General features: G+C 59.7%; 23 protein-coding genes. 10 read left to right on the top strand and 13 right to left on the bottom strand.

The features are described from left to right. Positions 1–61: 61 nt before the first annotated feature. From DLM45_RS07795 to mnmE, 6 genes are all read right to left on the bottom strand, one after another. Positions 62–394 carry a phosphoribosyl-ATP diphosphatase gene (locus DLM45_RS07795; RefSeq protein WP_181336591.1) on the bottom strand — a complete coding sequence of 111 codons (333 nt, stop codon included), beginning with the start codon at positions 392–394 and terminating at the stop codon, positions 62–64. Between the two features lie 112 nt (positions 395–506). Next, positions 507–1,382, bottom strand: coding sequence for a ParB/RepB/Spo0J family partition protein (locus tag DLM45_RS07790; RefSeq protein WP_181336590.1), 876 nt, complete (start codon positions 1,380–1,382; stop codon positions 507–509). Between the two features lie 59 nt (positions 1,383–1,441). Next, the gene (locus DLM45_RS07785) at positions 1,442–2,287 is read right to left on the bottom strand and encodes an AAA family ATPase (protein ID WP_181336589.1); all 846 of its coding nucleotides are present in this window, start codon (positions 2,285–2,287) and stop codon (positions 1,442–1,444) included. A 4-nt stretch (positions 2,288–2,291) separates the two neighbouring features. Next, positions 2,292–2,954, bottom strand: a complete 663-nt coding sequence (rsmG, locus tag DLM45_RS07780; RefSeq protein ID WP_343062258.1) for a 16S rRNA (guanine(527)-N(7))-methyltransferase RsmG — start codon at positions 2,952–2,954, stop codon at positions 2,292–2,294. Continuing rightward, positions 2,951–4,837 carry a tRNA uridine-5-carboxymethylaminomethyl(34) synthesis enzyme MnmG gene (mnmG, locus tag DLM45_RS07775; RefSeq protein ID WP_181336588.1) on the bottom strand — a complete coding sequence of 629 codons (1,887 nt, stop codon included), beginning with the start codon at positions 4,835–4,837 and terminating at the stop codon, positions 2,951–2,953. Before mnmG ends, rsmG begins: the two co-directional genes overlap by 4 nt. A gap of 144 nt (positions 4,838–4,981) precedes the next feature. Then, on the bottom strand, positions 4,982–6,295 hold the full coding sequence (mnmE, locus tag DLM45_RS07770) for a tRNA uridine-5-carboxymethylaminomethyl(34) synthesis GTPase MnmE (RefSeq protein WP_181336587.1): 1,314 nt from the start codon (positions 6,293–6,295) through the stop codon (positions 4,982–4,984). A 62-nt stretch (positions 6,296–6,357) separates the two neighbouring features. Here mnmE and DLM45_RS07765 point away from each other — a divergent pair, with 62 nt between their 5' ends. Together DLM45_RS07765 and DLM45_RS07760 are read left to right on the top strand one after the other, a co-directional pair. Next, positions 6,358–8,400: a thioredoxin domain-containing protein gene (locus DLM45_RS07765; protein ID WP_181336586.1), complete on the top strand. Its 2,043-nt coding sequence runs from the start codon at positions 6,358–6,360 to the stop codon at positions 8,398–8,400. A gap of 89 nt (positions 8,401–8,489) precedes the next feature. Then, positions 8,490–9,458, top strand: coding sequence for a sterol desaturase family protein (locus DLM45_RS07760; protein ID WP_181336585.1), 969 nt, complete (start codon positions 8,490–8,492; stop codon positions 9,456–9,458). Positions 9,459–9,811: 353 nt separating this feature from the next. Here the strand turns inward: DLM45_RS07760 and rho are convergent, their stop codons facing one another. From rho to hemE, 3 genes are all read right to left on the bottom strand, one after another. Further along, the gene (rho, locus tag DLM45_RS07755; RefSeq protein ID WP_181336584.1) at positions 9,812–11,077 is read right to left on the bottom strand and encodes a transcription termination factor Rho; all 1,266 of its coding nucleotides are present in this window, start codon (positions 11,075–11,077) and stop codon (positions 9,812–9,814) included. 282 nt (positions 11,078–11,359) lie between these two features. Further along, a complete protein-coding gene (gene hemJ / locus DLM45_RS07750; RefSeq protein ID WP_181336583.1) occupies positions 11,360–11,899 on the bottom strand; it encodes a protoporphyrinogen oxidase HemJ in 540 nt (179 codons plus the stop codon). Further along, positions 11,896–12,939, bottom strand: a complete 1,044-nt coding sequence (hemE, locus tag DLM45_RS07745; RefSeq protein ID WP_181338232.1) for a uroporphyrinogen decarboxylase — start codon at positions 12,937–12,939, stop codon at positions 11,896–11,898. The genes hemJ and hemE overlap by 4 nt, the downstream gene beginning before the upstream one ends. Positions 12,940–13,396: 457 nt before the next feature. On the opposite strand from hemE, the gene DLM45_RS07740 reads away from it, so the two are divergent. Genes DLM45_RS07740 through dnaQ form a run of 5 tightly spaced genes read left to right on the top strand, consistent with a single transcriptional unit; the run spans position 13,397 to position 17,034 of the window. Further along, entirely contained in the window at positions 13,397–14,248 is an 852-nt protein-coding gene (locus DLM45_RS07740; RefSeq protein ID WP_181336582.1) for a pyruvate, water dikinase regulatory protein, read from the top strand. Beyond that, positions 14,241–14,852 (top strand): Maf family protein, encoded by a 612-nt coding sequence (locus DLM45_RS07735; RefSeq protein WP_181336581.1) that lies wholly within the window; start codon positions 14,241–14,243, stop codon positions 14,850–14,852. The genes DLM45_RS07740 and DLM45_RS07735 overlap by 8 nt, the downstream gene beginning before the upstream one ends. After that, positions 14,849–15,679 (top strand): shikimate dehydrogenase, encoded by an 831-nt coding sequence (locus tag DLM45_RS07730; protein ID WP_181336580.1) that lies wholly within the window; start codon positions 14,849–14,851, stop codon positions 15,677–15,679. Before DLM45_RS07735 ends, DLM45_RS07730 begins: the two co-directional genes overlap by 4 nt. Continuing rightward, positions 15,679–16,296: a dephospho-CoA kinase gene (gene coaE, locus DLM45_RS07725; protein WP_181338231.1), complete on the top strand. Its 618-nt coding sequence runs from the start codon at positions 15,679–15,681 to the stop codon at positions 16,294–16,296. Before DLM45_RS07730 ends, coaE begins: the two co-directional genes overlap by 1 nt. A gap of 21 nt (positions 16,297–16,317) precedes the next feature. Continuing rightward, complete coding sequence (gene dnaQ / locus DLM45_RS07720; protein ID WP_181338230.1) at positions 16,318–17,034, top strand: DNA polymerase III subunit epsilon; 717 nt, start codon at positions 16,318–16,320, stop codon at positions 17,032–17,034. Between the two features lie 33 nt (positions 17,035–17,067). Here dnaQ and secB read toward each other — a convergent pair whose 3' ends face one another. Both secB and DLM45_RS07710 read right to left on the bottom strand, forming a co-directional pair. Beyond that, a complete protein-coding gene (gene secB / locus DLM45_RS07715; protein ID WP_181336579.1) occupies positions 17,068–17,565 on the bottom strand; it encodes a protein-export chaperone SecB in 498 nt (165 codons plus the stop codon). A 107-nt stretch (positions 17,566–17,672) separates the two neighbouring features. Then, positions 17,673–18,206, bottom strand: a complete 534-nt coding sequence (locus DLM45_RS07710) for an FxsA family protein (protein ID WP_181336578.1) — start codon at positions 18,204–18,206, stop codon at positions 17,673–17,675. Between the two features lie 285 nt (positions 18,207–18,491). Between DLM45_RS07710 and DLM45_RS07705 the strand changes: the two genes are divergently transcribed. The 3 genes from DLM45_RS07705 to DLM45_RS16630 all read left to right on the top strand — a co-directional run bounded on the left by DLM45_RS07705 (position 18,492) and on the right by DLM45_RS16630 (position 21,229). Further along, positions 18,492–19,247, top strand: a complete 756-nt coding sequence (locus tag DLM45_RS07705) for a Tim44/TimA family putative adaptor protein (protein ID WP_181336577.1) — start codon at positions 18,492–18,494, stop codon at positions 19,245–19,247. Positions 19,248–19,328: 81 nt separating this feature from the next. Next, positions 19,329–20,606, top strand: a complete 1,278-nt coding sequence (gene mltA, locus DLM45_RS07700; RefSeq protein ID WP_343062256.1) for a murein transglycosylase A — start codon at positions 19,329–19,331, stop codon at positions 20,604–20,606. Further along, entirely contained in the window at positions 20,603–21,229 is a 627-nt protein-coding gene (locus DLM45_RS16630) for a Smr/MutS family protein (protein WP_181336576.1), read from the top strand. Before mltA ends, DLM45_RS16630 begins: the two co-directional genes overlap by 4 nt. Before the next feature lie 7 nt (positions 21,230–21,236). Here the strand turns inward: DLM45_RS16630 and DLM45_RS07690 are convergent, their stop codons facing one another. Both DLM45_RS07690 and DLM45_RS07685 read right to left on the bottom strand, forming a co-directional pair. Beyond that, positions 21,237–21,749, bottom strand: coding sequence for an invasion associated locus B family protein (locus tag DLM45_RS07690; protein WP_181336575.1), 513 nt, complete (start codon positions 21,747–21,749; stop codon positions 21,237–21,239). Continuing rightward, entirely contained in the window at positions 21,750–22,256 is a 507-nt protein-coding gene (locus DLM45_RS07685) for an RNA methyltransferase (RefSeq protein WP_181336574.1), read from the bottom strand. Between the last annotated feature and the right edge of the window lie 17 nt (positions 22,257–22,273).

The raw sequence follows: 22,273 nt of genomic DNA, 5'->3' as shown, positions 1-22,273 counted from the left end.
TTTTCTCCACCCTCTTCGAGGTCGCTCTCTTTTGCGCTCTTAAGGGCTCGGTGACGTCTGCTCACGAAGGGCTCCGCGGTCGCGATGCCTTTTCGGCAAGGCCGGACATTCCCATGCGCCCGGCCAGCACCCGTAGGACGTCGTCGAAATCGACGCCCCGCGACTCAAGCACAACGAGAAGATGATAAAGTGTATCTGCAGCTTCCGCTGTCAGTTCCTCGGGCGACCCGTCGATGGCCGCGATGACCGTCTCGATCGCTTCCTCGCCGAGCTTCCGCGCACATTTGACCGTGCCCGCGGTCAACAATTGCGCCGTATAGGAGCTGTCGGCGCTTTCGGACCGCCGCGATCGGATCAGTGCAGCCAGACGCTGCAACGTGTCGGTATCACTCATCTACTCAACGTCTCGTGGAACAAAAAATCTCGGTGCGCGTGCGATTGCGGAAATCGGCACACGCACCGGAATATGAACGGCAGCCAGAGTGAACCGCCAAAGTCTTAAAAACTCAGCCGCCTCCAAGCCGCTGACGAATATAATCGAGCTGGTCGAAGCTGCCAAACTTGATGACCATCGTTCCGCTTTCGCCCGAAGCCAGCTTGATCTCAACCTTAAGGCCAAGCAGATCGGTCAGTTCTTTCTCGAACGCCCGGGTATCGGCGTCCTTATCCTTCCGGCGGCGCGCACCGCCTGTTGCGCCCGGCTCACCGAGCCCCTGCACCAAGCTCTCGACATCACGCACATTCAGACCGTCATCGATAATCTTGCGGGCCAGCGTCGCGGCGTCTTCCCGCCCGATTAACGCCCGCGCGTGGCCAGCCGTCAGCCGCCCATCTTGAACCAGCTCCTGCACCTCAGTGGGCAGCTTCAGCAGACGAAGCGTGTTCGCGACGTGGCTGCGGCTCTTGCCGATGATTTCAGACAGCTTCTCCTGGCTGTAGTCGAAACGCTCGACAAGCTCACGATAGCCCGTCGCTTCTTCAATCGAGTTGAGGTCCTGGCGCTGAACGTTTTCGATGATCGCCAGCTCGAGCAATTCGCGATCGGTCAGTTCACGCACAATGACGGGAACGGTATGGATGCCCGCCTTCTGCGCCGCGCGCCAACGCCGCTCGCCTGCAACGATTTCGAATCCACCCGCCATGCCGTTCGGCCGAACGACGATGGGCTGCACCAAACCTTTCGTGCGGATCGATTCGGCAAGCTCAGCCAGTTCTTCGTCGCGAAAATCCTTACGCGGATTGAGCGGGCTCGAACGGATCTCTGCGATCGCAACCATGCGCTGCTCGCCTTCGGGGGGCAGATGATGTCCGAGAGGCGCCGGCTCGCCGATCAAAGAAGCGAGACCGCGGCCAAGCCGACTCTTCGGTACAACGGAGTTCATCTGCTATTCTTCCCCTGCTAGAAATCTATCCCCGCGAAAAGCGCCAAAACACTGCTGTTTTAGGCCGCTTTGTAGCGTCGTTCCCGTTCAATGATCTCCGTCGCCAACCGAATGTACGCTTGGCTTCCGGCGCAATCGTAGTCGTAAAGAAGGATGGGCTTGCCGTGTGATGGCGCCTCCGCCACCCGCGTGTTGCGCGGGATCACCGTGTCGTAGACCTTCGGCCCGAAGAACGCCCGCACGTTATCCGCGACTTCACGCGATAACGACGTTCGCGCATCATGCATCGTCAGCACCACGCCTTGAATTTCGAGGCGCGGATTGAGCGTCGCGCGGATCTGCTCAATAGAATCCTTTAGCTGCGAAATTCCTTCAAGCGCGAAGAACTCACATTGCACCGGAACAATCACCGCATGCGCCGCCGTCATCGCGTTGAGCGTCAAGACATTGAGTGACGGCGGACAATCGATCAGCACGTAGCTGAATTGCGTATCGTTCGGCCGCGCGCGCTGTTGACCGACAAGTGCCGTCACCGCATCACGCAGTTTGAAGGGCCGCGATTGATCGCCAGCAAGCGCACTGTCGATACCGACGAGATCGCTGTTTGCCGGAACGACGAACACACCCGGCACCGCGGTTTTCAGAACGGTGTCGAGAATACTGGCCTTGCCAGCCAGAACATCGAAGGACGTTTTAAAGCGAGATTCCGTATCGATGCCGAGCCCGGTCGAGGCGTTGCCCTGCGAATCGAGATCAAGCACAAGCACGCGCTCGCCAACCGCCGCGAGCGCCGTTCCAAGATTGATAGCGGTTGTGGTCTTGCCGACCCCGCCCTTCTGATTGGCGATCGCGACGACCCGTGGGCCGCCGTTCGCGCCGCCTGCGCCAGAAACATAGCCGGCCACGGGCTCACTCCTCCGTCTTGGACTTCAACGCTTTGAGCAACAGTACGCGACCACTTTCGTCCGTCAGGCTCGGTTGCAGCTCATAGGCGAAGTGCCAGGTTTGAGCCGCTTCGTCGATTTCCGCCGCAACCTCGCGGCCTTTTAGAAACAACCCGAGCGTCGACGGCCCATAATAGGGGGCAGCGAGCTCGACAAGCCGAGGAAGCGGCGCGAGCGCGCGTGCCGTGACGCAGTCCACCGCGCCCACCTTAGCGCGAGTCTCGGAATTTTCGCTGCGCATACACAGGATGTCCACAGCGATGCCCGTCACACGGGCCGCTTCCCGCAAAAATGCCGCCTTTCGATTGTCGCTTTCGACCAGCGTATGACGCGTTTCGCCAGTTTCCGCCCCGAGAATAGCCAAAACAAGGCCCGGAAACCCGGCCCCCGAGCCAAGATCCAGCCACAAGTGTGATTCGGGCGGCCGAAAGCGCCAAAGCTGGGCACTATCCGCCATGTGCCGCTGCCACAAATCCCCGAGCGTTTTGGGCGCCACGAGGTTGATGGCTTTCTGCCAGCGGCCCAGTAGCTCGGCGTAAACGACCAGCCGATCACGGGTTTCACGTGAAATTGGAAAGTTGGCGGCGAATGATTCGGGCCCATCGATCGGGCCGATAACCCCCGTCACGCCGACTGTCTCGTGCGCCGGTCGGCCTTGAGGCGGGCCAACAGCACGAGAAGCGCCGCAGGCGTCATCCCCTCAAGGCGGCCGGCCTGAGCGATGGTCGCCGGCCGATGCCGGATCAGCTTCGCTTTGGCCTCAGCCGACAATCCGGAAATCGACGCAAAATCAAAGTCTTCCGGGATAGCGATAGCTTCGTCTCGCTGCAACTGAGCCACGTCCTCGTCCTGCCGGCTGAGATACACGGCATACCGGGCATCGACTTCAAGCTGCGACCCGATTCGCGAATCCAGTCCCTTGATCTCCGGCCAGACCGATTCGAGTCGCTCCAGAGAAATCTCCGGCAAAGACAGCAACTCGAACGCCGTCCGCCGCCGACCGTCGCGATTAACAGCCAGCCCATGCCGTCCAGCTTCCGTCGGCGTCAACGACAGCCGGTTCAGCAGATCGAAGCCATCAGCCAGCGCTTTCGCCTTGAGATCGAACGCCGCCTTGCGAGTCGCGCCAACGCAACCGATTCCTATGCCTGCGGCCGTAAGCCGTTGATCTGCATTGTCTGCTCGCAATTTCAATCGGAACTCGGCGCGCGACGTAAACATACGATAGGGCTCGGACACACCCCGGGTCACGAGGTCATCGACCATCACGCCGAGATACCCCTCAGTCCGCGAAACGCTGAAGGAGCGGCCACCACCGGACGCCAGCAGAGCAGCATTGATCCCGGCGAGAATGCCCTGCGCACCAGCTTCCTCGTACCCCGTCGTACCGTTGATCTGCCCCGCGAGGAACAGCCCCGGAAGCCGCCGGACTTCCAGCACCGGACTGAGTTCGCGCGGATCGACGTAATCGTATTCGATCGCGTATCCGGGCCGCTTGATGACAACGTGTTCCAAGCCCCGCATCGTACGCAGAAAGGCGTCCTGCACAGCCACCGGCAATGCCGTCGAAACGCCGTTGGGGTAGACCGTGTCGTCGTCCAGCCCCTCGGGTTCGAGAAAGACCTGGTGCGAGGACCGGTCAGCAAACCGAACAACCTTGTCTTCGATCGACGGGCAATAGCGTGGCCCGACGCTTCTGATTTGGCCCGAATAAACAGGCGATTTCTGCAGATTCGCGCGAATGATCTCGTGCGTCGCCGCTGTCGTATGTGTGATCCCGCAGGCGATCTGAGGATTGGCGATTCGCCCGGTCAAAAACGAAAATGGCACGGGCTCGTCGTCCGCCAACTGCATCTCGAGCGCGGACCACTCAATTGAGTCGCGTGCAAGCCGAGCCGGTGTCCCGGTCTTCAGACGCCCGAGCCGCAACCCCAGCGCATAGAGCCGGTCGGACAGCTTGAGCGCCGGCGCTTCCCCAACCCGCCCCGCCGGAATGGTCTCCTCGCCCATATGGATGAGGCCGTTCAGAAACGTGCCGGTCGTCAGGACCACGGCTCCGGCCGAAAGCGTGACCCCGGTCGCCGTTACGACCCCGGCAACCCGGTCGCCAGATGCTCCCGGCACCACGATAAGGTCTTCGACACCGCCCTCAATCACATCAAGTCTAGGCGTCGCCGCGATTTCAGCCTGCATCGCCTGCCGGTAAAGCTTGCGATCCGCCTGGGTCCGCGGCCCATGCACCGCCGGGCCCTTGGATCGGTTCAGCAGTCGAAACTGAATGCCCGCCGCATCGGCGACCCGCCCCATCAGCCCGTCGAGCGCATCGATCTCGCGCACGAGATGGCCCTTCCCGAGCCCCCCGATGGCCGGATTGCAAGACATCTCGCCGATGGTCGCCCGGGAATGGGTTACAAGGGCCGTGCGCGCCCCCATGCGCGCCGCCGCGGCCGCAGCCTCAGTCCCGGCGTGCCCACCCCCGACGACAATGACGTCATAGGTCTGCTTGTTCATGGGCCGTGGATTAGCGCATCGGCCACCGCCGCGAAAGCGGCTTCACGCGCGCCATATCACGGCAGATGCGGGCCGGAATGTCTCAACAAATCTGTTTTGAATGATTCAAAAAGATTCACGTGAAACGGATTCACGTGAAACAATTCATTTACCAATGCAAAAACGGCTGAAAATTTGGTCCAGCACGTCTTCAACGTCGACACGTCCGGTGATCCGCCCAAGCGCGTGAGATGCACGTCGAACGTCCTCAGCCCGCAGCTCGACCGCCTCGACGTTGCCACCAAGAAACGCACGAATGCTTTCGAGGGCCGCTTCCAGATTTTGCCGATGCCGGACTCGCGTCAACGCGGGTTCGCTGCTTGCCCCGACGGCCGTATGGGCGCGCCGAGAAATCTCCCCGATCAGTCTGTCGAGCCCTTCACCGGTCAGAGCCGAAACACGGAGGTCCGAGCCATTTGATTCTCTCGCGAGGTCAGCTTTGGAACAAATTGCAAGGCTTGTTTCACGTGAAATCCCCTGCGGAATGTTTGAGTCGCAGGTTTCGCTCAGCCACACCACCAAATCAGCCTCGCGCGCCACGGCAAGGCTTCGCCGGATCCCTTCTCGCTCGATATCGCTCGCCGCCTCGCGAATACCCGCCGTGTCCGACACGATGACCGGCAGCCCGCCAAGATCCAATCGGACTTCGATCACGTCACGCGTCGTACCCGCCTCGGCGGAAACGATCGCCGCGTCCCGGCGCGCGAGCGCATTGAGCAGGCTCGACTTGCCCGCATTCGGTGCGCCAAGCAGTGCCACGCGAAACCCTTCACGAAGGATCTCACCACGATGCCCGTCGTCCAAGTGCCGAGCGATCTCATCGGACAGCACCGAAGCCCGTTGCCGCGCATCACTGACGGCGGACGCCGCCACATCACCTTCATCTGAAAAATCGATGGCCGCTTCGACGAGCCCGGCAATCTCGATCAATCGCGAGCGCCAGCTCTCGTAGAGTTTCGACAGCGCTCCCGCTGTCTGTGCCACGGCCTGCCGCCGCTGCGATTCCGTTTCCGCATCGATGAGGTCGGCCAATCCCTCAACCTGAGCCAGGTCCAGCTTGCCGTTTTCAAACGCCCGGCGCGCGAATTCGCCAGGCTCCGCCAGGCGGCATCCATCGATCTCTTTCAGCGCCGCAAACATCGCGGTGATAACCGCGCGGCTGCCGTGCACCTGGAATTCGACAACGTCTTCGCCGGTCTCGCTCGAGCGCGCTTCGAACCATAGAACCACGGCACCATCTATGATCTCGTGCGTTCTAGGATGGCGGATCGTGCGGAACGCCCCGTAGCGCGGAAGCGGCGGCGACTTTACCATCTGCACCAACGAAGCATGCGCAGCCGGACCCGAAACACGGATCACCGCGACTCCGGCGCGCCCAGCGCCACTCGACAGCGCATAGATGGTTGAGGCATCTCCCATAGACTTCGCCTACCTGCACATCCTCTCGTGCGCAACCGATCCAGCAAAGGTGCCCTGTCTCGATGAGTGAAAATCGTCTGCAATACGAAACGAGCCCTTACCTTCTGCAGCACAAGGACAACCCGGTTCACTGGTGGGCATGGGAACCGGACGCACTGGCCGAGGCAAAGCGAACCGGCAAACCGATCCTTCTTTCGGTCGGCTATGCGGCCTGCCACTGGTGCCATGTCATGGCGCATGAAAGCTTCGAAGACGTCGGCACCGCGAACGTCATGAACGAGCTGTTCGTGAACATCAAAGTGGACCGCGAGGAACGCCCCGATATCGATGCGATCTACATGGGCGCATTGCATCGTCTCGGAGAGCAAGGCGGTTGGCCGCTGACGATGTTTCTCGACAGCGATGCACGACCCTTCTGGGGCGGAACATACTTCCCGCGTGAGTCCGCATATGGGCGACCGGCATTCGTCGCTGTCCTGTTGCGCATCGCTGAGGCCTTCCAAAGTCAGCCTGAGAACGTGCGCAAGAATGCGGAAGCTCTGATCGCGTCGCTGCGCGCAGACGGACACGAAAGCGATGGTGAAAACACTTCAGCGAAACCTTCCATGAAGGACGTCGCCGCCGCACTCGTCCGCGCCACAGACATCACGCGCGGCGGTCTCTCCGGCGCTCCCAAGTTTCCGCAGCGAAGTATCTTCTGGTTGCTCTGGCGCGCAGGTATCCGCTTCGATGATGAGAGTGCACGTCACGCTGTCATCATCACGTTACGCAACATCTGCCAGGGCGGCATCTACGATCATCTCGGCGGTGGCTTCGCGCGCTATTCGGTCGATGAGAATTGGCTCGTGCCGCACTTCGAGAAAATGCTCTACGACAACGCTCTTTTGATCGATCTGTTGACGGAGGTCTGGCGCGAAACACAGGAGCCGTTATTCGCTGCGCGCGTTGCAGAAACGGTCGCCTGGCTCGAACGCGAAATGATCGGCGAGTCCGGAGGATTTGCGTCATCTCTCGACGCGGACAGCGAAGGCGAAGAAGGCAAGTTCTACGTCTGGAGCGCATCCGAAATCGCAGACGTCCTCGGCTCAGAGGATGCTGCATTCTTCGCGCGCACCTATGGCGTGACGCCGGAAGGAAACTTCGAGGGCGCGACCATCCTCAATCGCCTGGATCAGATGGCGCGTCTTTCACATGAAGAAGAAGCGCACCTCGCAACATTGCGCGCCAAACTTCTTGAGCGTCGCGGGCAGCGCATCCGTCCCGGTTGGGACGACAAGATCCTCGCCGACTGGAACGGATTGATGATCGCCGCCTTGGCCCGCGCCGCGATCGTCTTCGACGAACCGAACTGGTTGAAGGTCGCTGAGCGCGCATTCGAAGCGATCGTCACGAAGCTCGCCGCCACGAAGGACGCGTCCCGGCTCTTTCACGCCTATCGCGCCAATCTCGCCAAAGCGCCAGCCACTGCATCTGATTTCGCGAACATGACGTGGGCGGCCCTCCGCCTGTTTGAAGCCACCGGCTCCGAAACGTATCTCGCGCATGCCAAAGCGTGGACCCGGACGCTCGACGCGCACTATTGGGACGAATCCGCCGGGGGCTATTTCACCTCAGCCGATGACACCACCGATCTCATCGTTCGCATGAAATCGGCGAATGACGATGCGACGCCGAATGCTAACCCCATACAACTTTCAAATCTTCTGGCACTGGCCACCATCACGGGTGACGCCGCTTATGAGAAGCGCGCCCGTGAAATTCAGAAGGCATTCGCTCCGTCTGTCGCCCGCGCGCCGATCGGCCATTGTGGGTTGTTGGCCGCCGAATTGGATTTGGATGGCATGGTTCAAGTGGGCATCTGCCTTGCGAAAGACGATGCTCTCGCAAATGTGCTCAAGACAATCTCGCTGCCAGGCGCGCTTGAGTTCGTCAGCCGCGGAGACCTCGCGGAGACCGGCTCGCCGCTCAGCGGAAAAACCCCAATTGACGGCAAATCAACGGCTTACGTCTGCGTTGGTCCGGTCTGCGGATTGCCCATCCAGACGAATGCCGCCTTGGCCGAAAGGCTGCGGCAAGTCCGCACTGGAACGCCGATGGAAGCATAGGCCTTTACCGCGTTGAAACGTCTCGGAGTTCTAACGCTTGGCGAAAGCCGGCGTACGGGCCAAGATGGAGGCCCTGGAGTTTTGCTGACATGAATGCACTGCGCGCAATTGTTCGATACGGCTACGCCCCCTTCATGATGATCGGGTTGACGGGTGTTGCCTATTGGATTGTTTCGGAGCTCGTCATCGCGGAGGGCCATACATGGGCCTATCTGCTGATACTGCCGTTGCTTGGCGTCGCGTATGTCACCGCGTTCGCCGCAGAGCGCATTGCGCCGTTCTATACCGAATGGAACGACAACGCCGAACACGGCGACACGCAGACGAACATCTTCCACGTCATCGCTTACGAGATGTCAGCGATGAATGGTGTGCTTCTCATTCCTGTCATCTGCTGGCTGTTCCCGTTCCAGGGCTTGTGGCCGACCGAATGGCCGATGTGGGCGCAAGTGCTGATGGCGTTCCTAGTCGCCGACTTCGCCTTCATGATGATGCACTATCTCAGCCACCGCTATCCAACGCTGTGGCGACTGCACTCCGTGCATCATGGCGTCGGCCGCCTCTATGGATTGAATGGCGTCATCCGCCATCCGCTGCATCAGATCCTCGACATGGTGATCGGCAACATGCCGCTCGTCATCATGGGTATGCCCGTGCACGTGGCGGTCGTTCTCGGCTTCCTGATTTCGATCACGCTGATCGTGCAGCATTCCAACGTCGATGCCCGGCTCGGACCGCTGACCCCGCACCTGTCGATCGGCCGGATCCATCACCTCCATCACGTGAACTGGGGCACCGAGGGTGACTGCAACTTTGGCCTCTTGCTGACGGTCTGGGATAAGCTGCTCGGCACGTTCCACGAGAAACCGCCGCGCCCCATCACCTCAAAGGATATGGGCATCGATGAGCTTCCGCATTTCCCGAAGAGCTTCGTCGAACAGATGATGCTGCCGTTCATCTACGAACCCGGGAAGGGCGAGCCCGAACGCTACAAGAAGCTCGCTGAAAAGCAGACGCCCGCGCAGGAAGCCCGCGCCATGATTCAGGCGGCGGAGTAACTTTCCGCTTTCGACCTGCCGGTAGATATCGGTCCGCTGGCAGGTTCCCGGACTGCTCGCAGCACCGATCGTGGTAGGATCCGACAATGCCTGGTAGCCGGATAACCCGGTATCGCCAGCCCCTACCCGAATTTATCCACAGCTCTTACAACTCAGACCGCTTTCTTGAAGCGTTTCATGAGCTTTCGCGCCTGCCATCCCACTGGTTATCTGTGGATAACTTGTGAACTAGGCTGACCCTTGCGTTCCACCGAACATGGGTTGCTGAACCAAGTAGCGCATCCCAAGCAACAAAAAAGCCGCCCAATACGAGGCGGCCTTTTCATATTCGCATACAACCTGAAGCGCTGAGCTTAGGTGTTCATCGACTGGAAGAACTCGCCGTTTGTCTTGGTCGAGCGCAGCTTGTCGATCAGGAACTCGATCGCGTCCATCGTGCCCATCGGGTTCAGGATGCGGCGGAGCACGTAGACCTTCTTGAGCTGATCGCGCGGCACCAGCAGGTCTTCCTTGCGCGTTCCAGAGCGAGCGACGTCGATCGCCGGGAACACGCGCTTGTCGGAGACCTTCCGATCCAGGATGATTTCCGAGTTGCCTGTACCCTTGAACTCTTCGAAGATCACTTCGTCCATGCGCGAGCCGGTATCGATCAGCGCCGTCGCGATGATGGTCAGCGAGCCGCCTTCTTCGATATTGCGCGCCGCGCCGAAGAAGCGCTTCGGCCTCTGCAACGCATTCGAGTCGACGCCGCCCGTCAGCACCTTGCCGGAAGACGGAACAACCGTGTTGTAGGCACGACCAAGACGCGTAATCGAGTCGAGGAGAATAACGACGTCCCGCTTATGCTCAACGAGACGCTTAGCTTTCTCGATCACCATCTCCGAGACCTGAACGTGTCGAGACGGCGGCTCATCGAACGTCGACGAAATGACTTCGCCCTTCACTGAGCGCTGCATGTCTGTGACTTCTTCCGGACGTTCGTCGATCAGCAGAACGATCAGATAGCATTCTGGGTGATTGGCCGTGATCGAATGCGCAATGTTCTGCAGCAGCACGGTCTTACCGGTGCGCGGCGGCGCCACGATCAGTGCGCGCTGGCCCTTGCCGAGTGGCGACACGATATCGATGACACGCGACGAGAAATCCTTGATCGTCGGATCTTCGATTTCGAGCTTCAGCCACTTCGTTGGATAAAGCGGCGTCAGGTTGTCGAAGTGGCTCTTGTGCTTCGCCTTCTCCGGATCTTCGAAATTGACGTTCGAAACCTTGAGCAATGCGAAGTAGCGTTCGCCTTCCTTCGGCGAGCGGATCTGCCCTTCGACGGTATCGCCGGTGCGCAGCGCAAAGCGCCGGATCTGTGAGGGCGAAACATAAATATCATCTGGCCCGGGCAGGTAGTTGGCCTCAGGCGACCGTAGGAAACCGAAACCGTCCTGCAAAACTTCCACGACGCCAACCGCCGTGATTTCCGTTTCTTGCGTGGCGAGCTGTTTCAGCGTCGCGAACATGAGCTCCTGCTTGCGCAGGGTCGAGGCATTCTCAACACCCGCCTCTTCGGCAAAGGTGACGAGCTCGGCGGGGGTTTTCCCCTTCAAGTCCTCGAGCTTCATTTGTTTCATCTGGGAAAGAACTCCGAAGAGCACCGCTCAATGCGGCGTAGATAGTGGTGAGGAAGTGGAATGAGCTGGCCGAACGGCGGCAAGGCGGGCGCCTTGTCATAATGTTGCGGGACGTTGACGGGTTGCATAACCGCGTCGAAACGGGGCCGTCGGCCAAAATCCTTATGAGGACGAGCGCTCTATATCAGATCCGCCAGCGCCTGAAAAGAGATCAATATGGGAGCCTGCGCATCAGTTTGAGCATGGAGAGCCAGCGTCCGTTTTTGCGCTGGGTCTGAACATTCAACCGCTCCAGGGCTTCACGATCGCCAGGATCACAATCCCGATCATCAGCAGGGCCGGGATTTCGTTGACGATCCGCCAATGACGCGCCGTCTTCACGTTTCGGTCATCGCGAAAGGCGCGCGTCGCCGCCGAAAGGTGCCCGTGCAAACCAGACATCAGAATGACCAGCACCAGCTTTCCGTGGAACCACGGCGCCGACCAATACCCGCCGCGCCAGGCAAGCCAGAGACCCAGCACCCAGGCGAAGATCATCGCCGGATTGATGATCAGGCGCAAAAGCCGCCCTTCCATCACTTTGAAAATTTCCGACTGCGGTGAGCCGACAGGCGCTTCAGAGTGATAAACGAACAGCCGCGGCAGATAGAGCATGCCGGCCATCCACGAAATAATCGCGATGACATGCAGCGCTTTGATCCACGGATAGGCCGGATCGCCAATACCGAAAATCAGGATCGCGGCAACAACCGCCGTCACAAGCAGCGCAGCGATGGCGCGCTTCGCAACGTGATCCTGGACCTTCGGTTCAGTCGAACTCATACAGCTTCTCTCAACCGCGAGACGAGCCGCCCGACATTTTCCGGCGGCGTTTCAGGCACGATGCCGTGGCCGAGATTGAAGACGAACGGCAACCCGTTCATGGCCGATCGGATCTCATCAACGCGCCGGTCAAGGGCACTGCCACCTTCGACAAGAAGCAACGGATCGAGATTCCCCTGTGCAACCGTTCCACGTTCCGCAACCTTCTGCATCGCACTCAACGGACAACTCGTATCGCAACTAACCCCATCGACGCCGGTCAGCTCAACGAACCGCTGCAATTCCGCAGTCGATCCGCGCGGAAATCCAATGATCGGAACATGCGGATAGCGCGCCTTCACCCGCATGACGATCTTCGCCGTCGGCTCGATCACCCACCGTGTGAATTGATCTTCAGCCAAGCTCCCGGCCCAACTGTCGAAGATCTGCAAAACATCCGCACCCGCTTCAACCTGGCCCGAAAGATACGCGATCGACGCATCCACCAGCGTATCGATGAGCTGCTGGAAACCAGCCGGATCGCGATAAGCCCATGTCCGCGCCGCGGCCTGATCCGTCGATCCCCGTCCCCCAACCACATAGGTCGCCACCGTCCACGGCGCCCCACAAAAACCAATCAATGCCGTTTCCTGCGGCAGCTCTTGGCGTAACCGTTCGACCGTCTCCCACACGAGCGAAAACTTCGGCCCCGTTCTCGATACGTCGAGTCGGTTCAAATCTTCAACACCGCGAATGGGGTCAAGCCGAGGGCCTTCGCCTTCCGCAAACCGAACCGCCTGCCCCAGCGCATCCGGGACGACCAAAATATCCGAAAACAAAATCGCAGCATCGAACCCGAACCGGCGGATCGGTTGCAGCGTTACCTCGGTGGCGAGCCGCGGCGTGTAGCACAGATCGAGAAATCCCCCGGCCTCGGCACGAACCTGCCGGTACTCCGGCAGATACCGTCCCGCCTGGCGCATCAGCCAGACCGGAGGCGGTGCCATCGGCTTGCCAGTGAAGGGCGCGAGAAACTTTCGCTCGGGGTGCTCCCCGTCCATGTCACGCACCACTTCACTCCCTTCACTTTAGAAAATCAGATTTCTTAAAGGTTACTCTTATGACTCTTAGCGCCGTGGGTTTCGGGGGTTACCCCTCACTCCCCGACTAGCCCACAAGTCATCCACACGGCAAATCCTCAGGCACGACCGATAGTGTGTTTTCGGCCGGTTCGGCAATAGACGCCAATATCGCCAGAAAATCAAAAACTTGCTTCTTTCCTGCATCACCAACCCGCGTGCAGAGGATGTTGACAACACCGGTAGGAGCATCGGACAGATCGCTTGTCCCTTGGGATGCCGGATTGCACGGAGAATGTCTTTCGCCTTTGCCGAGATGTGGGTATCGACGAGGATGAAACGATAGTTGTTCTCTCAACCCGGCCCCGCACGCCCCGCGCCCTGTATAACGAGCGAGTTTTGAACAGGCTCACGTCCTGATATTTGTGAGGTGCCGGCCATGGCGTTGCCCAGCATGTTCCACATGCACCTTGTTTCAGACTCGACCGGCGAAACGCTCGTCGCGATCGCAAAAGCCGCCACGGTGCAGTATCAAAACACCCGCGCAATCGAACACGTGCATCCGTTGGTGCGAACAAACCGCCAGTTGAAACGTGTTCTGACGGACATCGCACAGGAACCCGGCATCGTTCTCTATACGGTCGTCAATAAGGCGCTTGCTGATGAACTCGAGAAGCATTGTCAGGCGCTGAAAATTCCCTGCCTCGCTGTACTCCGGCCGATCATGCAGGTGTTCGAAAGTTATCTCGGAGCGCCGCAAACGCCGACAGTTGCTGGCCAGCATGTTCTCGATGCCGACTATTTCCGTCGCATCGACGCGATGAACTTCACGATGGCGCATGATGATGGACGTTTGCCCGACAACTTGAGCGACGCCGACATTATCCTGCTCGGCATATCGCGCACCTCGAAGACACCGACGAGTCTCTATCTCGCCCAGCGCGGATACAAAACGACGAACCTGCCGCTCGTTCCGCAGGTCGAACTGCCGCACGAACTCTTGGAGCCGCACACCGCTTTTGTTGTCTGTCTTATTGCAAACGTCGATCGAATCGCGGACGTGCGCCGCAACCGCGCGATGCTGATGGCGGATCGCGATCTCGAAACATACGTTGATCGCGACGCGATAACCGCGGAAATCGCATACACGCGTCGGCTAGCGGCGCAGTACGGCTGGCCGATTATAGATGTGACGCGCCGTTCGATCGAAGAATCGGCAACGATGATTCTAAAGCTCCTGCATGATCGCAAAGCTGGCACCAAACCCGAGCCGGAGCGATCTCATGTCTGAGGCGAACCGCCTCATTCTTGCATCCGGAAGCGCCGCTCGCCGATCCATGCTGGAAGCCGCCGGACTGACGTTTCGTGTCGTGCCGGCGGATGTTGATGAACCGGCTATCCGCACCGCCGCAGAAGCCTCGGGCAAAGATGTTTCGCCGGCCGCGATCGCCGGTTTGCTCGCATCGGAAAAAGCTCAGGCCGTATCGCGAGCATATCCCGAAGCATTGGTTATTGGCGCGGATCAGGTGCTGGCTTTCGAAAACCGCATACTGTCGAAAGAGCATTCGATATCCGGCGCACGGCAAACGCTTTTGGAGTTGCGTGGAAAATCACACATGCTCGTCTCTGCGGTAGCGCTCGCGCGCAACGGCGCAGTCGTTTGGCAATCGAGTGACACGGCAAAACTCACGATGCGAAATTTTTCGACGGCATTCCTCGAAAGCTATCTGGAAAATTCTGGCGAGCGTATTCTCTCGTGCGTCGGTTGTTACGAACTGGAAGGTCTCGGCGTGCAGCTATTCGAACGCATCGAAGGCGATTATTTCACCATCCTCGGTTTGCCATTGCTACCGTTGCTCGCATGCCTTCGCGATGAGAACATGGTGCTCGCATGAAACGTGCGTGTGTCATCGGCTGGCCCATCGCGCATTCGCGTTCGCCCCTCATCCATAATTTCTGGCTTCACCTTTACGGCATCGAGGGGTCTTATACGAAAGAGGCCGTCCTTCCGAAGGACCTGAACGCATTTCTGGCCTCGCTCGAAGTGCAGGGTTTTGCTGGCTGCAACGTCACGGTACCGCATAAGGAAAAGACGTTCGCAGCGGCAGTTATCCACGATCCGTCAGCCACTGCAGTCGGCGCCGCCAATACGGTCTGGTTCGAAAACGGGCGCCTGGCGTGCGCCAATACCGACACCTACGGGTTTATGGCCAACCTCGACGCGACCGCTCCGCAATGGCGAGAAAATAGCGGCCCCGTCCTCGTGCTCGGCGCCGGCGGTTCAGCGCGTGCCGTCGTGTACGGACTGCTTCAGGCAGGACGCGAAGACATACGTGTGTTCAATCGCTCGCTGGAACGAGCCACAGAACTCGCCACGCATTTCAGCAAGGGCGTAACGCCGTTGCGCTGGGACGAGCGCAACGATCACGTCTCGAACGCCGCGTTGATTATCAACACAACCACGCTCGGGTTGAATGGCGACGGTAATCCGGACATCGATTTTGCCAATGCTCCGAAAACGGCAGTTGCCGCTGATCTCGTTTATGTGCCGCTCGAAACGCCGTTTCTGAAATCGGCGCGCGAGCAACGTCTCGCAACCGTTGATGGTCTGGGTATGCTGCTGCATCAGGCAGTGCCGGGATTTGAGAAATGGTTCGGCGTTCGCCCGGACGTCACACCCGCTCTGCGCGCGCATATTGTGCAAGAAATCGGCGGGTCGTGATGTTGGTGATAGGACTAACCGGCTCGATCGGCATGGGCAAATCGACCGCCGCCCAGCGCTTCCGCGAACGGGGTATCGCCGTGTTCGATGCCGACGGAGAAGTGCATCGCCTCTATGCTGGTCCGCTCTCGGAAGAGATCAAAAACGCCTTCCCCGGCACGACGCACGACGGCAAGGTCGATCGCGTGGCGCTCTCGGCAGCGCTATTGAAATCACCGGAGCGTTTCAAGGATCTCGAAGCCATCGTCCATCCGCGGGTGCGCGCATCGGAACGTCAGTTTCTGCAGGCGGAACATGCGCGCGGCGCCGAAATGGCCGTTCTTGAAGTGCCGTTGCTGTTCGAAGCAGGTGGTGACTCCGCGGTCGATGTGAAAATCGTCGTCACCACAACGCGCGAGATACAACGCCAGCGCGTTCTCGAAAGGCCTGGCATGACGGCGGAAAAATTCGCAACCGTCGTCGCACGTCAGTTGCCGGAAGACCAAAAGCGCGCCCGCGCTGATTATATTGTGGACACTGGAGAAACCGTCGAAAACTGCCACAGGCAGATCGATCTCATCATCGCTAAGATTCGCGCGCGTAACGGCGAAGCATTCGACCGTTATTGGCGTAACTGATGGGACTCGAAGACTGTGACGATACGCGAAATCGTTCTCGATACGGAAACGACAGGCCTCGATCCAAAGACCGGAGATCGGCTCATTGAAATCGGCGCGGTTGAATTGTTCAACCGCATCCCGACGGGTCGCGAGTACCACTGCTTTATCAATCCCGAACGCAATGTGCCGGAAGAAGCGCAGAGAATTCATGGCATATCGACGGAGTTCCTGATCGGAAAGCCGCTGTTCCGCGATGTCATGAAAGACTTTCTGGCGTTCATCGGCGACGACCAACTCGTCATTCACAACGCTCAGTTTGACGTGATGTTCTTGAATTTCGAACTGCAGCGCGAACGGCAAAATCCACTGAGCTTTGATCGCGTCGTCGATACGCTCGCGCTTGCGCGCCGCCGCCATCCGGCAGGACCGAACTCACTCGATGCGCTCTGCAAACGCTATGGCATCGACAATTCCAAGCGCACGAAGCATGGCGCGTTGGTCGATAGTTTGTTGCTGGCCGAAGTCTATGTGGAGTTGCTTGGAGAGCGTCAGGCGACGTTCGGCCTGCAAACCGCCAACACCGCATTGGCATCCGCTGACCGGCGTCCGGGAAAGCGTGTCGCCGCCAAAGCGCGCCCCACACCATTGCCCTCGCGCGTGACGGAGGCCGATGTCGCGGCACATCACGCGTTTATCGAGGCGATGGGAGAAAAGTCGCTTTGGCTTCGGATCTGGGAAAAGGTTCGGGCTGCTTAAATCAGGCCCGAACTTCTCTGAATGGTCGTCAGCTTAAGCGTTGGCTTTTGACGCTTCGGCCTGCTGCTGTTGCTGCCGGCGCATGTAAAGCGACGCAAAATCGATCGGATCGAGAAGCAGCGGCGGGAACCCGCCTTCGCGCGTCACGTCAGCAACGAGGCGGCGCAGAAATGGGAAAACCATTGTCGGCCCGGAGATGAGCAGGAACGGCTCAAGCGACTCTTCCGGGATGCTTTCGATTTTCATCAGGCCCGCATACACGGTCTCGATGACGTAGATGGTGCCGAGGTTGTTCGTTGCTGTCGCCTTGAACTCGATCGAACTTTCGAACAGATCATTCTCGACGCGCTGGGCGCCGACGTTCACTTCAACCTGAATGTTCGGCTGGTCGCCCTTGCCCGAGATCAGTTTGCGCACGTTCGGATTTTCGAACGAAAGATCCTTCACATACTGGCTGACGATCTTGGCTTGAATCGGCGGCGGTGCCGTCTCAGACGTTGCACCTGCGGCGCCGTTTCCATTCTCAGCCATTCCACCCTCTTGATTATATTTAGCCAATGTTAGCGGGGTCGCTACCACGTCATGCCCAGCCGCGCAACGGAACCCTTCCCGCGCTACGCCGGACATTTCGCAATTGATCAGCCGTTGCGCCGCCGGGGCTGAACCGAGCGTCCCGCGCCAACCGGCCGCTCGCTCACGCGCTCATATTCACCTTCGATCACGATGCCGTCAGCGTCGGCCGCCGGTTCTCCGCGTGAGGCAGACCGGAATGACCCGCGCCCCGCCTCGGCTTGATAGTGAAACAGCCGAACGAGTTTCAACACCCCGGTATGAATAACGAACGAGCGCACCTGCGGGATCAGCAGCACAAGTCCGATTGCGTCCGCGATCACGCCAGGAAAGATCAGAAACAATCCGGCGAGGACCTTCAGGAACCCATCGAACAGCGGCGGAAAACTCTCGCGCTCGGAGCCAAGCCTCGAAAGCCCGCGTTCAAAGACCGATAGCCCGACATGCCGGATAATCCCGGCGCCAAGAAACGCGGTGCCAAGAATAATGACCGCGAGCCAGCCGAGCCCGATTGCCTGGCCGATACGGACCAGCAGCGCGAGCTCGATCAAGGGCAGCGCGCAGAGAAAGAGGACGATCGCAGTTTTGAGGGCTCGGGACATGTGCTCTCGCAGATGGGGCTTGCGGCACCTTAACGCGGACTTAATCCGCCCGTCACCGCCACGGACCCGCCTCCATTAAGCGTTTCAACCGTATTCGTATCGTAAAGTGCCCAAAGACGTTCTTCTTTAGACGAAGCTGTCGGAAGACCAGCCGAACGAAAGCTGTTAGACGTTCAACGTACAAATACCGTCGTCGCATCCCTACATACGGTGCTAGCATGGCGGGCAATTCGACGCGGTATACTCACTCAGCCCCTGCCCACCCGGAGGCATAAGCCTAAAGAAATGTCTGGCCAATTTGATATTATCACCCTGATTGCCCTCGTTGTGGCCGTCGCCGCCATCATTAAGCTGCGCAGCGTGCTCGGCCACCGTACGGATGAGGATGAACAACGTGTTGAGCGCCTGAAGACCCGGGAACGGGAAGCAAGGCAGCGCGCGGGACCGGAATCGGGCTCGGCCGATGTCATCACGATGCCGCGTCGCGACCGGGATGTTCCAGCACCTGCCGCGACGGCTGAGACGCTGACCGCGAACGCCGAAACACGCATCAAGGCCTATCCGGCGACCGATCCTGCGGTAACGGCGGGCCTCCTCGAGATCGCAAAGCTCGATCCGGCGCTCGATCCCGATGCCTTCCTGACGGGCGCTGGCCAAGCCTACGAAATGATCGTCTCCGCCTTTGCGGAAGGCAATCGCCGCATGTTGAGGGACCTGTTGAGCAAGGACGTGCTCGACGGCTTCACTGCGGCCATCGCCGACCGTGAATCGCGCGAAGAAACGGTGGATCAGCAGTTCGTCGGCATCAAGAAGGCTGAGATCATCGAAGCCGAACTCAAGGGCGGCGTCGCCTATTTGACGGTGCGCTTCGCCAGCGAGCTGATTTCGGCGGTCCGCGACAAGACCGGCAACGTCATCTCCGGCGATCCGCAGACCATCACGGACGTGACCGACATCTGGACGTTCTGCCGTGATGTCTCGACCGCGCGTGCCCGCTCCGATCTCAATTGGCGATTGGACGCGACACAAGCGCCGAATTAGGCCAGAATCCGTGCACTGGCGGTCTTAACCGCTGCCAGGGCGGCAGGAAGGCTTGGACAACGGGTCAGGCGACGAGGGCTCGTGATCGGGACGCGACGACGGCGGCTGTTTGTAGGCTTCGCCGCCGTTACGGCGGGGTTGCTGACGGGCACTTTTCCGCTAGACCATGGCAGCTCCAACGCCGCCGAGGCCTCACCCAAAAAGCCCAAAGCCGCCATGCCATCGAATGCGGTCAGCTACGCGCCAATCCCCTATAGCGCCATTCCTGGTTGGCGAGAGGACGATCATCTCCTCGCCTGGAAGGCGTTTCTCTCATCGTGCGACGCAGTGCTCTCTGCGCCGCCGCGCGCCCCAGCCTCTCAGGCCGCGCCACCGGTCTCGGCGCTGTTGAATGTCTGCCGCCGTGCCCTCTCAGCGGGCGCGGCAAAGAAAGTCCGCACCCGCCACGACGCCCGGCACTTTTTCGAAACCCATTTCGCGCCGAACAGGGTCGTTTCTCCGACAGGAACGGGCCTCCTCACCGGCTATTACGAGCCCCTCATCAAAGGGGCACGAAAGCAGGACGCGGAATTTGCGACACCGATTTATCGTCGCCCGTCAGACCTCGTGAACATCGTCGCCGAAAGCGAGCGTGGTGCAACAACCGCGGCCTTCACGCATATGCGTGACTTGGGGAGCGGAACGAAGAAGCCGTATCTGACGCGCGCCGAGATCGAGCAGGGTGGCCTCGAGGGCAAGGGGCTTGAGCTCGTCTACTTCAAGGACCCTGTGGACGTCTTCTTCCTGCAGGTCCAGGGCTCCGGCCGCGTGCAACTGCCGGACGGCACGGAGATCCGCGTCGCCTACGATGGCAAGAATGGATACCCGTATACATCCATCGGCCGCGTGCTGATCGACCGGGGCGAACTCACCGCCGAAACGATGTCGCTGCAGGCGCTGAAGCAATGGTTGCGCGCTGATGCCATCCGCGGCCGAGAGCTGATGTGGCACAACAAGTCGTATGTGTTCTTTCGTGAGCTTACCGGCAGCGACGCGAAGGGGCCGATCGGCGCGAACAACATTCCGCTTCAGACGGGCCGCAGCTTGGCCGTCGACACCGCGTTTCATGTTCTCGGAACGCCGATCTTCGTCGAAGCACCGAAACTCACGCACGCGACCAAGTCCGGTGGCTTTCACCGCCTGATGATCGCGCACGACGTCGGCTCCGCAATCAAAGGTCCCCAGCGCGGCGATATTTATTTCGGTTCGGGAGACAAAGCTGGGCGTCTTGCAGGAATCACAAAGGAACCGGGCACTTTCATCGTCCTCATTCCGCGGGATCAGCCGCTGAGTGGACGCAAAGCGGATCGTCGTCCGTGAAAAAGCCAACCGGTACGCGCAGCCGCAAATCGCCAGCGGTGAGCCACGATGACGATGATGCGGTTTGGAGCTACACGGCGGCCAGCATCGAGCCGCTGAAGCGTGCCAAGGGGCGCGTGCTTCTCGATCAGGCAGAGGCGCTCGCCCTTCCACCCTCGAAGACAAAAACATCTTCAAAAAAACCAGCCAGCCCAACACCTGCCGTCGAACGCGCGCAACCGCGAACCGCACCGGTCAAACGCTCGAGCGAGCCGCCTCCGATCGCCGCGATCGATCGAAAGAACGCACGCAAGATCCGCATCGGCCGTATCGAGATCGAAGCGCGCATAGATTTACACGGGATGCGCCAGGACGAAGCGCACGCTGCGCTCCGCGCATTTTTATTTCGCTGCCAGACGCGCCAATTGCGCTACGTGTTGGTGATTACCGGCAAAGGCAAAACCACGGGCCCAGCCGAGCACGGCGGCATGGAACGCGAGCGCGGCATCCTGAAACGAAATGTACCGCGCTGGCTCGACGAACCGGAACTGCGCGCCATCGTGGTCGGGTACACGGTTGCCGCAATCCAGCACGGCGGCGAGGGTGCGATCTACGTCCACGTGCGATCCAATGGACGAAGCTAGCCGGACTTCAGAAGCAAAGCGTTTGCAGTCTCTGCAGTGCGAGGCCGAGCCCGTAAAGCGAATACGTATCGGTTATGTGTGAGCCATCGTCGGAAGAAGAGGCAACGGTCATCGTGTTGCCCTTGCGCATAGCCTCGATCAACTTCAGCTCTTGCGTTGGCTCGGAGACAAATGCGCGGTGGTCCGTGCCGAATATCTCGAAATTCGCGCTTCCAACAGCGACGTTCCCTTCCGCGCCCTTCTCGAAACGATAGCCCACGCGGAAGCTGACTTCGGCGCGAATGCCATCCTTCGGCCAAGCCGAGATATAGGCGCGGGGTGTCTCGCGATGACTGTCCTTGGGAGAGCTGGCGCGCGCTTCGCTGGTGACGAAGCAGAAGAGATGCGGCGATTCAGAATCGGCAAGCAGCGTCCAGTCGCCGAATGTCTCGACCTGTGACACAGCTTCGTCTCCATGCGCCGCGGTAACGGCGGATAGTGCAACAATCAAGGTCGCAACGAAACGTCGCGTGACCTGCATTCAGGGCCCTCCTTCCCGCACCGGACGATCTGCAAAACGTGCGAGAGATTTCATGCGGTCATACATCACGATTGCCCCCGCCATCGCAACATTGATGCAGAACCGCGAAGGGATTTTGACGACGTAGTCACACCTTTCGACGAGCGGCGGCGACAAAGAGCCAAGCTCCGGCCCGAGCACATAAGCCGCGCGGAGAGGATGACGGAAGCTCGGCAAGTCGATTGCCTCGTCCAGCAGTTCGATGCCGACGAGCTTGCAGCCACCTGGAAGGGCAAGCTCGTCGAGAGTCTGCCAATTGTAGTGCGGCAGGTGCAGCTGGCTCTTGGACGTATCGGCGTGCGCTTCGGCAGCCCGGTATGTCGCACCGACGGTAAACGTGAAGCTCGCGCCAAACGCGTGCGCCGACCGCATCAGGTTTCCGAGATTAAGCGATTTCGACATCCGCTCGGCGCCAATGGCGAAATAGCCCTTGGGAAGCGGAGGCCAAACCGTTGCATTTCTTGACATCGCGTCGCGCTCATGAC

It is taken from the genome of Hyphomicrobium methylovorum (assembly GCF_013626205.1).
In the GTDB taxonomy this organism is placed as follows: domain Bacteria; phylum Pseudomonadota; class Alphaproteobacteria; order Rhizobiales; family Hyphomicrobiaceae; genus Hyphomicrobium_B; species Hyphomicrobium_B methylovorum.
Note: the sequence above shows the minus strand (reverse complement) of the source record. Positions and strands in the feature narration are given on the sequence as shown.

Bases quoted from the DNA above. Each gene is read 5' to 3' on its own strand.
- DLM45_RS07710 (WP_181336578.1), bottom strand. From the start codon at position 18,206: ATGTCCCGAGCCCTCAAAACTGCGATCGTCCTCTTTCTCTGCGCGCTG.
- DLM45_RS07730 (WP_181336580.1), top strand. From the start codon at position 14,849: ATGAAACGTGCGTGTGTCATCGGCTGGCCCATCGCGCATTCGCGTTCG.
- coaE (WP_181338231.1), top strand. From the start codon at position 15,679: ATGTTGGTGATAGGACTAACCGGCTCGATCGGCATGGGCAAATCGACC.
- DLM45_RS07740 (WP_181336582.1), top strand. From the start codon at position 13,397: ATGGCGTTGCCCAGCATGTTCCACATGCACCTTGTTTCAGACTCGACC.
- mnmE (WP_181336587.1), bottom strand. From the start codon at position 6,295: ATGGGAGATGCCTCAACCATCTATGCGCTGTCGAGTGGCGCTGGGCGC.
- DLM45_RS07735 (WP_181336581.1), top strand. From the start codon at position 14,241: ATGTCTGAGGCGAACCGCCTCATTCTTGCATCCGGAAGCGCCGCTCGC.
- DLM45_RS07765 (WP_181336586.1), top strand. From the start codon at position 6,358: ATGAGTGAAAATCGTCTGCAATACGAAACGAGCCCTTACCTTCTGCAG.
- secB (WP_181336579.1), bottom strand. From the start codon at position 17,565: ATGGCTGAGAATGGAAACGGCGCCGCAGGTGCAACGTCTGAGACGGCA.
- DLM45_RS07690 (WP_181336575.1), bottom strand. From the start codon at position 21,749: ATGCAGGTCACGCGACGTTTCGTTGCGACCTTGATTGTTGCACTATCC.
- rho (WP_181336584.1), bottom strand. From the start codon at position 11,077: ATGAAACAAATGAAGCTCGAGGACTTGAAGGGGAAAACCCCCGCCGAG.
- DLM45_RS07760 (WP_181336585.1), top strand. From the start codon at position 8,490: ATGAATGCACTGCGCGCAATTGTTCGATACGGCTACGCCCCCTTCATG.
- DLM45_RS07790 (WP_181336590.1), bottom strand. From the start codon at position 1,382: ATGAACTCCGTTGTACCGAAGAGTCGGCTTGGCCGCGGTCTCGCTTCT.
- hemJ (WP_181336583.1), bottom strand. From the start codon at position 11,899: ATGAGTTCGACTGAACCGAAGGTCCAGGATCACGTTGCGAAGCGCGCC.
- DLM45_RS07795 (WP_181336591.1), bottom strand. From the start codon at position 394: ATGAGTGATACCGACACGTTGCAGCGTCTGGCTGCACTGATCCGATCG.
- mnmG (WP_181336588.1), bottom strand. From the start codon at position 4,837: ATGAACAAGCAGACCTATGACGTCATTGTCGTCGGGGGTGGGCACGCC.
- DLM45_RS07705 (WP_181336577.1), top strand. From the start codon at position 18,492: ATGTCTGGCCAATTTGATATTATCACCCTGATTGCCCTCGTTGTGGCC.
- DLM45_RS07685 (WP_181336574.1), bottom strand. From the start codon at position 22,256: ATGTCAAGAAATGCAACGGTTTGGCCTCCGCTTCCCAAGGGCTATTTC.
- hemE (WP_181338232.1), bottom strand. From the start codon at position 12,939: ATGGACGGGGAGCACCCCGAGCGAAAGTTTCTCGCGCCCTTCACTGGC.